Source organism: Micromonospora sp. NPDC047465, from assembly GCF_040643125.1.
In the GTDB taxonomy this organism is placed as follows: domain Bacteria; phylum Actinomycetota; class Actinomycetes; order Mycobacteriales; family Micromonosporaceae; genus Micromonospora.
Genome location: NZ_JBEYTP010000022.1, coordinates 21,189 through 34,800 on the forward strand (window position 1 = coordinate 21,189; position 13,612 = coordinate 34,800).

Annotated in this window: 11 protein-coding genes; 10 read left to right on the top strand and 1 reads right to left on the bottom strand. The window is 76.8% G+C overall.

The window, feature by feature from the left end; genetic code table 11:
• Positions 1-17: 17 nt before the first annotated feature.
• The 8 genes from ABZ793_RS20285 (at position 18) to ABZ793_RS20320 (ending at position 11,107) form a co-directional block, all read left to right on the top strand.
• Positions 18-1,724 (top strand): trypsin-like peptidase domain-containing protein, encoded by a 1,707-nt coding sequence (locus ABZ793_RS20285; RefSeq protein WP_357459391.1) that lies wholly within the window; start codon positions 18-20, stop codon positions 1,722-1,724.
• 173 nt (positions 1,725-1,897) lie between these two features.
• A complete protein-coding gene (locus ABZ793_RS20290) occupies positions 1,898-2,569 on the top strand; it encodes a BON domain-containing protein (protein WP_357459394.1) in 672 nt (223 codons plus the stop codon).
• Positions 2,570-2,756: 187 nt separating this feature from the next.
• Positions 2,757-3,818, top strand: coding sequence for a glycosyltransferase family 4 protein (locus tag ABZ793_RS20295; protein WP_357459587.1), 1,062 nt, complete (start codon positions 2,757-2,759; stop codon positions 3,816-3,818).
• 124 nt (positions 3,819-3,942) lie between these two features.
• Positions 3,943-4,776 (top strand): patatin-like phospholipase family protein, encoded by an 834-nt coding sequence (locus ABZ793_RS20300; RefSeq protein ID WP_357459398.1) that lies wholly within the window; start codon positions 3,943-3,945, stop codon positions 4,774-4,776.
• Positions 4,776-5,792, top strand: a complete 1,017-nt coding sequence (locus ABZ793_RS20305) for a 1-acyl-sn-glycerol-3-phosphate acyltransferase (protein WP_357459401.1) — start codon at positions 4,776-4,778, stop codon at positions 5,790-5,792. Before ABZ793_RS20300 ends, ABZ793_RS20305 begins: the two co-directional genes overlap by 1 nt.
• 9 nt (positions 5,793-5,801) lie before the next feature.
• A complete protein-coding gene (gene cutA, locus ABZ793_RS20310) occupies positions 5,802-6,122 on the top strand; it encodes a divalent-cation tolerance protein CutA (RefSeq protein WP_350703705.1) in 321 nt (106 codons plus the stop codon).
• Between the two features lie 47 nt (positions 6,123-6,169).
• A complete protein-coding gene (locus ABZ793_RS20315) occupies positions 6,170-9,904 on the top strand; it encodes a hypothetical protein (RefSeq protein ID WP_357459404.1) in 3,735 nt (1,244 codons plus the stop codon).
• A gap of 153 nt (positions 9,905-10,057) precedes the next feature.
• The gene (locus tag ABZ793_RS20320; RefSeq protein WP_357459407.1) at positions 10,058-11,107 is read left to right on the top strand and encodes an acyl-CoA desaturase; all 1,050 of its coding nucleotides are present in this window, start codon (positions 10,058-10,060) and stop codon (positions 11,105-11,107) included.
• 56 nt (positions 11,108-11,163) lie between these two features.
• Here ABZ793_RS20320 and ABZ793_RS20325 read toward each other — a convergent pair whose 3' ends face one another.
• Positions 11,164-11,931 carry a hypothetical protein gene (locus ABZ793_RS20325; RefSeq protein ID WP_357459409.1) on the bottom strand — a complete coding sequence of 256 codons (768 nt, stop codon included), beginning with the start codon at positions 11,929-11,931 and terminating at the stop codon, positions 11,164-11,166.
• Positions 11,932-12,116: 185 nt separating this feature from the next.
• Here ABZ793_RS20325 and ABZ793_RS20330 point away from each other — a divergent pair, with 185 nt between their 5' ends.
• The gene (locus tag ABZ793_RS20330) at positions 12,117-12,410 is read left to right on the top strand and encodes a 4a-hydroxytetrahydrobiopterin dehydratase (protein ID WP_357459411.1); all 294 of its coding nucleotides are present in this window, start codon (positions 12,117-12,119) and stop codon (positions 12,408-12,410) included.
• Complete coding sequence (locus tag ABZ793_RS20335) at positions 12,407-13,552, top strand: FHA domain-containing protein (protein ID WP_357459414.1); 1,146 nt, start codon at positions 12,407-12,409, stop codon at positions 13,550-13,552. Before ABZ793_RS20330 ends, ABZ793_RS20335 begins: the two co-directional genes overlap by 4 nt.
• The last annotated feature ends 60 nt before the right edge of the window (positions 13,553-13,612 follow it).

The window sequence follows — 13,612 nt, forward strand, 5'->3', positions numbered from 1 at the left end:
CGAGCGAAGGTGGATCCATGACCGAGTACGAGTCCGACCCGCAGCGCCGGCCGGCCGCCACCGACGCCGAGCCGTCGCACCCCACCGCCGAGCTGCCGCGCGTCGAGCGCGCCCAGTCCGACTCCCGCCCCGACCCCGCCCCGGCCGCCCCCGGCGACACCGCCGCCCCGGAGCCGGCTGCACCCGCCGCACCCGCCGCTCCGGCCGCACCCGCCGCTCTGGCGGCGACGGGCGGCGACGCCGTCCGTACCGCCGAGATGGGCCCGACCGTCGACGCCCCGCTCGCGGGCGACGCCGCCCCGCGCGTTCCGGAGCAGGCCCGGGCCCCCGAGGGCGTCGCCGCCCCGGACCCGGCCCGTGGCCCCGGCGTCCCGGCCGGGCAGCCCACCCCGGCGGGCCCGTTCCCGCCCGCCACGGCTGGCCCGTCCGCCCCGCCCTACCCCGTGTCCGCCCAGGCCCCCGGTGGCCAGCCGCACGCGGCCGGTCAGCTCGGCCAGCCGCACGCGGCCGGGCAGCCCGGCCAGCCGCAGGGCACGCCGTACCCGGGCGCGCCGTGGTACGGCCAGCAGTCCGGCTGGAGCGGCGGGGGACAGCCGGGACACTACGGCCAGCACCCGCACCACCCGGGCCAGCCGGTGCCGCCCTGGGCCCCCGCGCCGGCGGTCGGCCCCCGGCCCGGCCGGATCGCCAAGCTCGCCGGCGCCGGCGTCGCGGTCTTCGCCCTGATGCTCGGCTCGGGCGTCGCCGGCGGGGCGCTCGCGCTCGCGGTGGACGGCGACTCCGGGACCACCCGCACCTACTCCGCCGCGCCGGTGATCAACAGCGCCGACCTGCCCCGGATCGCCGCCGCCGTGCAGCCCAGCGTCGTCTCCATCGCCACCGACAGCGGCGAGGGCTCCGGCGTGATCCTCACCGCCGACGGCTACGTGCTCACCAACAACCACGTCGTCGCCTCGGCCGGCCAGGACAGCGTCCGGGTGGTCTTCGCCGACGGCAAGACCGCCCAGGCCCGGATCGTCGGCACCGACCCGAAGACCGACCTGGCGGTGGTGAAGGCCGCCGGCGTCAGCGACCTGAAGCCGGCCACGTTCGGCGACAGCGACGCGATGCAGGTCGGCGACCAGGTGCTCGCCCTCGGCAGCCCGCTGGGCCTCCAGGGCTCGGTCACCGCCGGCATCCTCAGCGCCCGCGACCGCACCATCCAGGCCGGCAGCGGCGAGCAACGGCAGGAGCCGGGCCAGGGCGCCAGCTCGATCGCCGGGCTGCTCCAGACCGATGCGCCGATCAACCCGGGCAACTCCGGTGGCGCGCTGGTCAACACCCGGGGCGAGGTGATCGGCATCAACACCGCGATCGCCACCGCCGGTCAGGGCAGCACCGGCAACATCGGCGTCGGCTTCGCGATCCCCAGCAACAAGGCCAAGGACGTGGCCGGCAAGCTCCAGCGGGGCGAGAAGGTCAGCCACCCGTCGCTCGGGGTCAGCGTGACGGCCGCCGAGGGCGGTGGGGCGCTGGTCGCCGCCGTCACCTCCGGCAGCGCCGCCGAGAAGGCCGGGCTCCAGCGCGGCGACGTGATCATCCGGTTCGGCGACAAGGCGGTCAACGACTCGGACGACCTGGTCGGCGCCGTGCAGGCCGGCAAGGTCGGCGACCGGGTGGCGGTGACCTACAAGCGCAACGGCGCCGAATCCACGGCAACCGTGACGCTCGCCGAGACGTCGTAACCCGTAACCGAGACTTTCCTCCTCCCTCCGGCGGCGGGTGGCGGGGCCAAGGGGGTTGGCTCCGTCACCCGCCGCTTCCTCTGACGGCGGTTCGCCCGGTGCGGGTGAGCCGCCGTCACCCGTCGGGCCGGCATCGTCGGTGGCAGACCCGGCGAGGCGTACGGAGGGATGCGATGACCACGGCAGCGGCCGTCCGGACCGACGATCGGATCCAACGGGACGTGCTCGACGAGCTGGCCTGGGACGCCCAGGTGCAGCCGAACGACATCGGGGTGACCGTCGCCGACGGCGTGGTCACGCTGACCGGTTGGGTGGACGGCGCCGCCCGCAAGTGGGCGGCGCACCGCTGCGCGCAGCGCGTGCGCGGGGTGCGGGCGGTCGCCGACGACATCGAGGTGCGCCTGCCCGGCGAGGCGGGGCATACGGACGCCGAGATCGCGATCGCGGTGAGCCGGGCGCTGGAGTGGGACAGCTTCGTCCCCGCCGAGCTGCTGGACGTCACGGTGGCCAACGGGTGGGTGATGCTGCGCGGCGAGGTGGAGTTCGGCTGGCAGCGGCGTACCGCCGAACGGGAGGTGCGCCGGTTGCGCGGCGTACGCGGGGTGACGAACCTGGTCGAGGTGCGCCCCGCCGCCCGTCCGGACGCCGAGCGGATCCGGCGCGACCTGCAGCGGGCGCTGCTGCGGGGGATCGGCACCGAACGGGTGACCGTCGAGCTGGACGGGGACACGGTGATCCTCGGGGGCGTGGTCCGTTCCTGGTGGGAACGGGACGAGGCGGAGCGGCTGGCCTGGTCCGCCGCGGGAGTGCGGGCGGTGCGGGACCGGCTCCTCGTGGGCGGGTGAACGCCCGGCTTGTCCGGTTTAGCCGTGCCGTCACCGGGAAACCGCCATCGATCCCGCCGTGTGGGGTGACCGGCCGGAGCGCATCCGGCGCCGGCCGCCCACCCGCACCGCCGACCGACGGGGAGGACTCGTGGCCGTGAACCACCTGCCGACCGACCGGGCGGCGGAACGGCCGTTGCGGATCGCGATGGTGGTGCCGCCGTGGCTGTCGATGCCCCCGCCCGGCTACGGCGGGCTGGAACAGGTGGTGACCGGCCTGGTGGAGGCGTTGACCGAACGGGGACACGCGGTGACCGTGTTCGGGGCGGGCCAGGAGCACGGCACCCCCGCCGACTTCGTCTCCACCGTGCCGGAACTGCAGTACGAGCGGCTCGGCGAGGCGCTGCCCGAGCTGGCCCACCTGGCCCGGGTCAACCACCTCGTCGACGCGGCCGACTTCGACGTCGTCCACGACCACACCACGATCGGCCCGCTGGTCGCCGGCCGCCGGGCGGTCCCCACCGTGGCCACCGTGCACGGCAACCCCGTGGGCGAGTACGGCGCCGTGCTCAGCGACACCGACCCGGGCGTCGGGCTGGTCGCCATCTCCCACGCCCAGCGCCGGCTCAACCCGCGACTGCCCTGGGTCGGCACGGTGCACAACGCGATGGACGTCCAGGGCATCCCGCACAAGACCGCGCCCAGCCACGGCCCGGTGCTCTGGCTGGCCCGGTTCAGCCCCGACAAGGGCCCCGACGTCGCCATCCGGGCGTGCCGGGTGGCCGGCCTGCCGCTGGTGCTCGCCGGCAAGTGCAACGAGCCGCCCGAACGTCGCTACTTCGACGAGGCGGTCCGGCCCCTGCTCGGCGAGGACGTCCACGTGGTGCTCGACGCCGACCGGGCGGAGGCGCTGCGGCTGCTGGTCGAGGCCCGGTGCCTGATCATGCCGATCCAGTGGGAGGAGCCGTTCGGCATGGTGATGGTGGAGGCCATGGCGACGGGCACCCCGGTGGTGGCCCTGAACCGGGGGGCCGTGCCGGAACTCGTCCGGCCCGGGGTGACCGGCCTGATCTGCGAGGGCGTGGACGACCTGCCCGACGCGCTGCGTGCCGTGCCCGGCCTCGACCCGGCGGACTGCGTCGCGCACGTGGCGCAGAACTTCTCCACCGCCCAGATGGCCGCCGGCTACGAGCAGGTGTACCGCCGCTTCATCGCCGACGCGGCCCGGTCAGCCGGGGTCCGGGAGCCGGCCCGGGTGGCCGGGCGTTGACCCCGGTCGGCCGTACCTGACCGGCCTCTCCGGCGGCCCGCTCAGCCCGCGCCGTCCGGCGCGCCGGGTCCCGGCCGGCACCGGCACCGGACGGCCGCTTTCCGGCCCGTGCCAGGATGAGGCCATGGCGCGGGGACCGGTGGCGTTCGTGCTCGGGGGCGGGGGAGTCCTCGGCGCGGTCGAGGTGGGCATGCTGCGGGCCCTGTTCCGGGCCGGGATCCGGCCCGACATGGTGCTCGGCACGTCGATCGGGGCGGTCAACGGCGCCCTGGTCGCCGCCGAACCGTCCGAGGCGGTCACCGACCGGCTGGTCCGGCTCTGGGCCTCGCCGGAGGCGAGTGAGGTGTACGGCGACTCGGTGGCCCGGCAACTGCGCCGGTTCGCCGCCCGGACCCACCTGCACTCGCCCCGCCCGCTGCGCAAGCTGCTGGAGAGCGAGCTGGGCGCGGAGACCACCTTCGCCGACCTCCAGGTGCCGTTCCGCTGCTGCGCCGCGAACATCGAGCGGGCCGCCGAGCACTGGTTCGACAGCGGTCCGCTGGTGCCGGCCGTGCTGGCCTCCGCCTCGGTGCCGGGGCTGCTGCCGCCCGCCCAGATCGGCGACCAGCACTACGTCGACGGCGGGATCGTCAACTCCATCCCGATCGGCGAGGCCGTCGCCGCCGGCGCCGGGCGGATCTTCGTACTCCAGGTGGGGCGGATCGAGCGGGAGCTGACCCCGCCCCGGCGACCCTGGGAGATCGCCCAGGTCGCGTTCGAGATCGCCCGGCGGCACCGGTTCGCCCGGGAGATGGCGGCCCTGCCCGACGGGGTGGAGGTGCACGTGCTGCCCACCGGCGGGCTGAACCCGCGCGACGACACGCCGTGGGCGTACCGGGACATGGCGGCGGTGGGGCGGCGAATCAGCCGCGCCTACACGGCCTCGCGGCACTACCTGGCCACCCAGGTGGAGCGCTGATGCCCCTGCCGCCGCGGTGGGTGCGTCGAGTGCTCCTGGCCCCCGGCGTGGTGCTGCTCGCCTTCCTGGTGGTGACCACCCTGCCGGTCTGGGCGCTGCTCGCGGCGGCCGCCTCGCCGCTGGTCCCGGGCCGGCTTCGGCCGCTGCGACTGCTCTGGATCGGCTGCGTCTACCTGGTCTGGGACGCGGCGGCGCTGCTCGCGCTCTTCGGGCTCTGGGTCGCCTCCGGCTTCGGCTGGCGGGCCCGCTCGCCAGCCTTCCAGCGGGCCCACTACGTGCTCGCCGGCTGGTTCCTGCGGGTGCTCTTCTGGCAGGCCCGCTGGACGCTGCACCTGAGCATCGACGTGGTGGGCACCGACCCCGACACGGCCCTGCCCGGCCGGCCGGAACTGGTGCTCTGCCGGCATGCCGGCCCCGGCGACTCGTTCATCCTGATCCACGCCCTGGTGAACTGGTTCAACCGGGAGCCGCGGATCGTGCTCAAGGACAGCCTCCAGTGGGATCCGGCGATCGACGTGCTGCTCAACCGGCTGCCCAACCGCTTCCTCGCGCCCGGCCCGGACGGGCGGGGCTCGGTGACCGAGCAGATCGGGCACCTGGCCGAGGGCCTGGACGACGACGACGCCTTCGTGATCTTCCCGGAGGGCGGCAACTTCACCCCGCGCCGCCGGCTGCGGGCCATCGCGCGGCTGCGCGCGCTGGGCCTGGAGCGCATGGCGCTGCGCGCGGAACGGATGCGGCACGTGCTCGCCCCGCAGCCCGGCGGGCTGCTCGCGGCCCTGGACGCCGCCCCCGACGCCGGGGTGATCTTCGTGGCGCACACCGGCCTGGACCGGATGCTCACCGTGGCCGACGTGTGGCGGGAACTGCCGATGGACAAGCGGATCGTCATGCGCTTCTGGTCGGTGCCGCCCGAGGAGGTGCCGACCGGCCGGCAGGAGCGGATCGACTGGCTCTTCGACTGGTGGGCGCGGATCGACGAGTGGATCGCGGCCAATCGGGACGGCGCCGCGTAGGGTGCGCTGGTGGACCAGATCTGCGTGGTGACGACGGTGGTGGACGCGCGGTCGGTCGCCGACGTACTGGCGGCCGCGGCCGTCGCCGGACGGCTGGCGGCCTGCGCGCAGGTGGGCGGCCAGGTGGACAGCACCTACTGGTGGCGTTCCGGGGTGGAGACCAGCACCGAGTGGTCGGTGCAGTTCAAGACCGCGCCGGACCGGGCCGCCGCGCTGGTGGAGCAGATCCGCGCCAGCCATCCGTACGAGGTGCCGGAGATCCTGGTGACCCGGGTGGACAGCGGCGACCCCGCGTACGCCGCCTGGGTGCACGAGCACACCCGGCCCTGAGTACGCGCACTCTGGGGCGGTGACGGGAGCCGGCCGACAATGGCCGGGTGCACAACACCGGTTACCCCTGTCCCGCCTGCGGCGCGCCGGCCTCCCTCGGCTCCGGCTGCTCCGGTTGCGGGCGACCGCCGTACCCGGCCGCCGCCGAGGTGATTCGGCTCGACCGGGAGATCGTCGCGCTCGGCGGCGAGGTCGAGCGGGCCCGCGCGACGTACCAGGGGCTCGTCGACCGGCTGGCGGCGAGCCGGCGGCGCCGGGCGGAGCTGGCCGCCGCGATCCGGGCGGAGTTCCCCGGCCCCGCCGCGCGTCCGGTTCCCGCCGCCGTCCCGGCATCCGCGCCGGCCCGCCCGGCGCCGGCGTGGCCCGTCGGGGGGCCGGTCGCGCCGGTTCCCGCGCCGGCCGCCGTGGGCGGGGCGGAGACCTCCACCCGGACGGTCCAGAGCCTGCTCTTCGTCCTCGGCGGACTGCTGCTGGGCACTGCGGCGGTGGTCTTCACGGCGGTCGCCTGGGCGGCGGTCGGGGTCGCCGGCCGGGCCCTGATCCTGGCCGCGTTCACCGCGCTCGCCCTGGCCGCGCCGCTGGTGGCGGTGCGGCGGGGGCTGCGCGGCACGGCGGAGACCTTCGCCGCGGTGGGGCTGCTGCTGGTGCTCCTCGACGGGTACGCCGCGTGGACGGTGGACCTGTTCGGGGTGGCCGGCTGGCCCGGCACCCGCTACGCCGCGCTGGTCGGGGGGGCCGGCGCGGCGGTCGCGGCCGGCTACGCCCGGCTCAGCGGGCTGACCGTGCCGTGGTTCGCGGCTCTGGTGACCGCGCATCCGGTGCTGCCCCTGCTCGCCGTCGGGGCCCGGCCGGACGCCGCCGGCTGGGCGGTGGTCTTCGTCGGGGTGGCGCTGCTCGACCTGGCGGTGCTGGTCGCGCTGCGGCCTCGGGGCGGCCCGGCGGGTGGCGCCGCGACCCGGGCCGGCGGGGCACCGACGGCCGCGTCCCCCGGGGCCGGGGCACCCACGCCGGCGGTGGCGGTGCCGACGGTCGCGCCGCCCGGTCCGGCCGTCGCGCCACCCGGTGCGGTGGGCGGATCGGGGGAGCGTCCGGCGGTCACCGCCGGGCGCGTCGTCGCCTGGATCGGGTACGCCGGCGCGCTGGCCGTGGCCGCGAGCTGCGCGCTGGTGCCGCTGGCCCTCGGCCGGGCCGCCGGCACCCCGCTGCTGGCCGGGGGGCCGCTGCTGCTGGTGGCGCTGACGTTGCTCGGCGCGGCGGTGCTCACCGGCGGTCGGGTGTTCCGCGCCGTCGCCGCCGGGCTGCTGGTGCCGGTGCTGGCCGGGGCGGTCGTCCGCCCCGTCGCGGAGCTGGGGGCGGCACCGGTGCTCACGGCGCTGGTCGTGGTGGCGCTGGCCGGCGCGGTGCGGCTGCTGCCCGCCGGCTGGCGGACCGGTCCCCGGGTCGGCGCGCTGCTGGTGGCCGGGGGGGCCGCCCAGCTCGCCGTGCTGGGGGCCGTGGTGCTCGCCGGCGGTGCGGTCGGTCGGTCGCTGCCGCCGTGGCACGGCGCCGCCGCCGGGCCGGACATCGCCCGGGGTTGGCAGTTGCCGGTGGTGATCGCGCTGGCCCTGGCGGCCGTGGGGCTGCTGCTGCCCCGGGCCGCCCGGTCGGCGCTGGCCGCGTTCGCCGTGGCGGCCACCGTGCTCGCCGTGCCCGCCGGCTGGCCGTCGCCGTGGCCCGCCGTGGTGGCCCTGGACCTGGCGGCCGGGGTGGGCCTGCTGGCCGTCGGGGTGGGGCGGCCCGGCGCCCGGTCCGGGACGGCGGTGACGGCGGCGGCGTCCGGAGCCCTCCTGCTCGGGCACGGGCTGCTGGTGGGGTTCGCCGCCCCCGGCGGGGCGGGGGCGGCGCTCGCGGTGGTCCTGGCCGCCGGGCTCGCCGTGGCCGCCGCCGGGCGGCGCGGCACGGCCGTCCAGCGCGGGATCGCCGGGGTGTCCCTGGCCGTCGCGTCGCCCGCGGTGCCGGCCGTCGCGGCCGTCGCCCTGATCGCGGCCGGAGCGCCGGCCTGGTGGCAGGCGCGGGCGGCGCTGGCCGCCGTCGCGGTGCTGCCGGTCGGGCTGCTCGCGGTCCGCCGACACTGGCCCGACCTGCGGGCGTACGCCTCCGTCGGGCTCGCCGTCGCGGTCGCGCCGGTCGGGTTGGCGCCGGTGGTCGTACCGGCCGACGAATCGGTGGCGCTCTACGCCGCCGTGGCGGTCCTGCTGGTGACGCTGAGCGGTGCGGCGCGCTCCGACACCGTCCTGCGGGTGGCCGGCGTCGGGCTGCTGGTGGTCTCCCTCGCCGCCGCCGCGCCGGTGGCGTTGACGGTGCTCCTTGCCCCGTACGGCGGGGTGTCGCCCTGGTCCGGGGCGCCCGCGGTCGAGCCCGTCCCGGAGGCGTTCCCGGTCGGCGTGGCGCTGGCCGCGCTGGCGGTGGCCGCGCTGCTGGCGGCAAGGCCCGATCGAACTGTCCCGGGCGCGGTCTGGACCGGTGCCGGCAAATCTGGCGCCGTCGGGGGCGGTGCTGGCACGCCGGGTGCGTTCGGGTCCGGTGCCGGCATGCCAGGCGCCGCCGGGGCCGGCGGCGGAGCATCGGCGCGCGGCGGGTGGTGGCGGGCCGCGCTCGTCGCGCTGCCGTTCGCGGCGACCGCCCTGCCGGTGCTGCTGGTCGCCGCCGGCGCGCCGTGGCCGGTGGCGCCGGCCGCCACGCTGGCCGTCGGGGTGGTCGCGGTGCTGGTCGCCGCGCTGGCCGCGCCGCGCCCGCTGCTCGCCCCGGTCGGGGTGCCGGTGGGGCTGGCGTTGACGGCCTCCGGGCTGCTCGGGCTGTTGGCCACCAGGGCGGGCACGCTCGCCGGCCTGGGCGTGCTGGTGATGGCGGCGACCGTGGTCGGTGTGGCCGCCCGCCGGGACGACGCCCGGCTCGTCGGTCGCCTGGTCGCGGTCGCCGCCGCGACCGGCCTCGCGGTCACCGCACCGCTGGCCGGCGGGCTGCCGCTGCGGGCGGCCGCGTTCAGCGTGCTCGCCGTCGCGGTGCTCACGCTGGCCGCCGCCGCGCTGCTCGGCGGCCACCGGGCACCGGTCGGGGCCGCCCCGGCCCGCCAAGGGTCCGCCCCGGCGGCGGTGCTGGACGCGGCCGCCCAGGCGGTGGCGCTGGTCGCGCTGCTGCTCGCGGTCGGGGCGCTCCGGCACGCGGCGGCGGTCTGCGTGCTGTGGGGCGCCGCCGTCGCGCTGCGGGTGCTGCGCCCGGGCGAGCCGGCGGGCCGCCGCTGGGCGTTCGCGGGCATCGCCGGCGGCAGCGAGCTGCTCGGCGGCTGGCTGCTGCTGGCCGCCGGGGGAGTGGCGGTCCTGGAGGCGTACACGGTGCCGGCGGCGGCGCTGGCCCTCGGGGCGGGCGTGGCGGCGCTGCGCACCCGGCCCGGGCTGACCAGCTGGCTGGCGCTCGGCCCGGGGCTCGCGGCCGCGCTGCTGCCGAGCCTGGTGTCGGTGCTGGTGGCGCCGGATCCCCAGCCGTGGCGGCGGCTGCTGCTGGGGGCCGCCGCGCTCGGCACGGTGCTCGCCGGGGCGACCCGTCGCTGGCAGGCGCCGGTGCTGCTCGGCGGGGTCACCCTGGCGCTGCTCGCGCTGCACGAGCTGGTCCGCGGGTGGGACCTGCTGCCCCGGTGGATCTTCCTGGCCGTCGGCGGGTTCGCGCTGATCGGCCTCGCCGCCACGTACGAGCGACGGCGACGGGACCTGGCCCGGCTCCGGGCCGCCGTCGGCCGGATGGGCTGACCGCCGGGATCCGCGCCCGGCGGCCGGGGGTAGGGCCTGCCCTACCCCCGCTCGGGGGGTGGACAGGGTTACTCAGCGCAACCGTGCTCGGGAGACTGGACGGCAGGGGCGCGCCGGCCGGCGCGGTATCCGGATCGAGGAACGGGAGCCGCAATGGTGCTCGCAGCGGTGGCGGACCCGCCGGTAAGGCGGGGCAGTGACTACTCGCAGTTGTCCCGGCGGATCAGCGGGGCGGGGCTGCTGGAGCGGCGCCCGGGCCGGTACGTGACGCGGATCGTGCTCACCCTGGGCGTCTTCGCGGCGGGCTGGGTCGCGGTCGGGCTGGTCGGGGACTCGTGGGCGCAGCTCCTGGTCGCCGTGTTCCTGGCCGTCGCCACCACGCAGGTCGCGTTCCTCGGCCACGACGCCGGCCACCGGCAGATGTTCCGCCGGCGCGGCCCGAGCGAGGCGGTGGGCCTGCTCACCGGCAACCTGGCGGTGGGGCTCAGCTACGGCTGGTGGGTCGACAAGCACAACCGGCACCACGCCAACCCGAACCACGAGGACGAGGACCCGGACGTCGGGGCGGGCGCGCTGGTCTGGACGTACGAGCAGGCCGCCGCGACGCGCGGCGTCAACCGCTGGCTCGCCCGCCGACAGGCGTGGCTGTTCTTCCCGATGCTGCTGCTGGAAGGGCTCGCCCTGCACGTGGCGAGCGTGCAGGCGGTCGTCGGGCGGGAGCCGGACGGCGGGTTCCGCACCCCGATGCGGCACCGGAGGGTGGAGGCGCTGCTGCTGGGCCTGCACGCGGTGGGCTACCTCGGCGGGCTGCTGCTGGCGATGTCCCCGGGCAAGGCGCTGCTGTTCGTCGCCGTCCACCAGGGACTCTGGGGCCTCTACATGGGCTGCTCGTTCGCCCCCAACCACAAGGGCATGCCGATGCCGACCGCCGACGACGACTTCGACTTCCTGCGCAAGCAGGTGCTGACCTCCCGCAACGTCCGGGGTGGCCGGTTCGTCGACGTCGCGCTCGGCGGGCTCAACTACCAGATCGAGCACCACCTGTTCCCGAACATGCCGCGGGCGAACCTGCGCCGGGCCCAGCCGATCGTGCGCGCGTACTGCGTCGAGCGGGGCATCCCGTACGCCGAGACGGGGCTGGTGGAGTCGTACCGCCAGGCGCTCGCGCACCTGCACGAGGTGGGCCGGCCGCTGCGCGGCTGAGACACGCGGCGGGGGCGGCGCCGACCGGCGCCGCCCCCGCCTCCGTGCGGTCGGGCTCAGGAGCCCATGGACTCGATCAGCTCCTGCGGGGCCTCCTGCGTGTCGCTCGCGGCGGGCTTCTTCACGGTGACCGGGGCGCCGAAGTCCGAGTAGGTGGTGGTCATCATGCCCAGCGACTCGTGCAGCACGCTGGTGTCGATGGCGAACTCGACGAGCCGGCCCTGGTCGTCCACCTTGGCGGTGAACGGGACGGCCTTGGCCTTCTCGCCGAGGGCCTTGATGGACGGGTCGTCGGCCTTCGTGCGGGTGTAGTCGAGGGTGCCGGCGTAGCTGCCCGTGCCGGTCTTCTCGACGTCCACCACGCTCTCGATCATCTGCTTCGCGCCGCCCGGGTCGCCCTCGGGCATCAGGTTGAACTGGCCGCTCTTACCGAGCTTGGTGGTGTCCATGTGCAGCCACTTCTTCGGCATCCCCTGCATACCGGTGATCTTCAGGTAGGCGTCGTCGCCGAGCAGCAGGATCCGGAAGGTGCCCTCCGCGCCCAGCTTCATCGTCATGTCGCCGGTCTTGGTGGCCGGGTCCATCACACCGCTGCCGTTGACGACCGCCGACTTCAGTTCCATCCGGACGCTCTGCTGGTTGAGCTTCTGCGCGGCGGCGCTCAGCTCGGCGCGGGCGTCCGCCGGGGCCGAGCTGGCGGGTGCCGCGCCCGTGCCGTTGCCGGCCGGAGCGTCCGCGTCCGTCTTCGTGCCGCACCCGGTGAGACCGAGGCTGAGCGCGGCGACGATAGCGACCCCCGTGGTCGCCAGCCGTCGAGTGTTCATGCTGAGAATCTCCTCTGGCAGGGTGGGCCGGGGCGACGCCGGTCGCGGCCCGGCCGGGCCGCCGGTCAGCCTAACGTCCGCCGTCCACAGCCGCGGATCTATGCCCCGCCCCGCCGCCTGCCGGGTGGGACACACCTCCCGCCGCTGGTCGGCGTCGTTCCGGCCCCTCCCGGTAGGGTCTCCCCATGGCAGACGTGCTCACCGCCGAGGCGGTGCGAGACGAGCTGGGCGGGCTGACGGGCTGGTCGGGAGACCCGACCGGGATCACCCGCACCGTGGAGCTGGCCAGTTTCCCGGAGGCCATCGCGGTCGTCGACCGGGTCGCCGTGACGGCGGAGGAGCTGGACCACCACCCCGACATCGACATCCGCTGGCGCACCCTGACGTTCCGCTGCGTGACGCACTCGGCGCGCGGGGTCACCCGGCGTGATCTGGAACTGGCCCGGCGGATCGACGAGATCGTGGGGAGCGTCCGATGAGATTCGAGATCAGCAAGGTGCTCGACGCCATCGAGGGGCGGGTCTGCACCGACCCGTCGCTGGCCCGGGCCGTCCTCGACCTGGCCGAGGTGATCCGCTACCAGGACCTCGACGGCGGCCGGCCGGCCAGCCTGCTCCGCCTCGGCATGGTGATCGACGCCCTCGCCCGGGAGCTGGAGGAGGACAGCGTCCCCGTCTACGCGGTCGTCCACCGGGCGCTGCTCTCCGACGCCGACCTCACCTCCAACGAGCGGATGGTGGTCCGCCGGTGGGCCGACGACGGGCTGGTCGAGGTGCTCGACAACCCGGGCGACCGGATGCTGGAGGTGGCCGACCTGCTCGGGCTGCCGGTGCTCACCCGGGTGCGGACGGACGGCCTGCGCGGGCGCTACCCGTGGCTGGTCGAGCAGCCCGGCCGCGTGCTCGCCCCGGTGCCGGGCGCCGGCGGGCCGGCCTTCGTCGCCCACGTCGGCGGCGGGCACACCCCGGTCGCCGGCGACCGGTCGCCGGCCGGCGTGAAGCTGCTCTCCCGGCAGTGGCGCTGCCCGGAGCCGGGCTGCGCGCTCTTCGGCGGCGGGGGCGGCGGGTCCTTCGCCGACCTGGCCCGGGTGGAGCGCAGCCCCGCCGCCCAGCCTCCGCCCTCCCTGCGCGGTGGCGCGCCCACCTGCCCGCGGCACGGCGTCCGGCTCGGCGACGCCGGTCCGCGACCGCGCAGCGAGGTCCTGGCCGTCCGCGTCGGCGGGCTGATCCGGCGCCGCTTCGTGCTCACCGAGGACCAGCCGGCGCTGGTCGGCCGGGCGCCCGACCAGGCCGGCGGGATCGTGCTCGGCCAGTGGCTCAACGACGAGGCGCGCCGCTGGATCAGCCGCAGCCACGTCCGGTTCGAGCTGCGGGTCGGCGAGGTGATCGTGACCGACGTGAGCACCAACGGCTCCGGCATCCGGCCGGGCGGGTCGATGGCGGAGAGCGACCGCGTCCCGCTGGCGCCGAAGCAGTCGCGGGTGGTGGCCGAGGGCGACATGGTCGAGCTCTATCCCGGGGTGCAGATCGGCCGGCCCGGCGAGCTTCCCGCCGGCGCGCCGTACACGCCGAACTCGGTGATGGCCGAGGCCCCCACGATGGCGATGCGCCTGCCCCGCTGACCGCCGGCAGACGACGGCGGGCGCCGGGACCGTGGTCCCGACGCCCGCCGCTGTCGTACG

Excerpts from the sequence above, each read along its gene's own strand:
- ABZ793_RS20305 (WP_357459401.1), top strand. The coding sequence starts at position 4,776 with ATGCCCCTGCCGCCGCGGTGGGTGCGTCGAGTGCTCCTGGCCCCCGGC.
- ABZ793_RS20325 (WP_357459409.1), bottom strand. The coding sequence starts at position 11,931 with ATGAACACTCGACGGCTGGCGACCACGGGGGTCGCTATCGTCGCCGCG.
- ABZ793_RS20320 (WP_357459407.1), top strand. The coding sequence starts at position 10,058 with ATGGTGCTCGCAGCGGTGGCGGACCCGCCGGTAAGGCGGGGCAGTGAC.
- ABZ793_RS20330 (WP_357459411.1), top strand. The coding sequence starts at position 12,117 with ATGGCAGACGTGCTCACCGCCGAGGCGGTGCGAGACGAGCTGGGCGGG.
- ABZ793_RS20335 (WP_357459414.1), top strand. The coding sequence starts at position 12,407 with ATGAGATTCGAGATCAGCAAGGTGCTCGACGCCATCGAGGGGCGGGTC.
- ABZ793_RS20295 (WP_357459587.1), top strand. The coding sequence starts at position 2,757 with ATGGTGGTGCCGCCGTGGCTGTCGATGCCCCCGCCCGGCTACGGCGGG.
- ABZ793_RS20300 (WP_357459398.1), top strand. The coding sequence starts at position 3,943 with ATGGCGCGGGGACCGGTGGCGTTCGTGCTCGGGGGCGGGGGAGTCCTC.
- ABZ793_RS20290 (WP_357459394.1), top strand. The coding sequence starts at position 1,898 with ATGACCACGGCAGCGGCCGTCCGGACCGACGATCGGATCCAACGGGAC.
- ABZ793_RS20285 (WP_357459391.1), top strand. The coding sequence starts at position 18 with ATGACCGAGTACGAGTCCGACCCGCAGCGCCGGCCGGCCGCCACCGAC.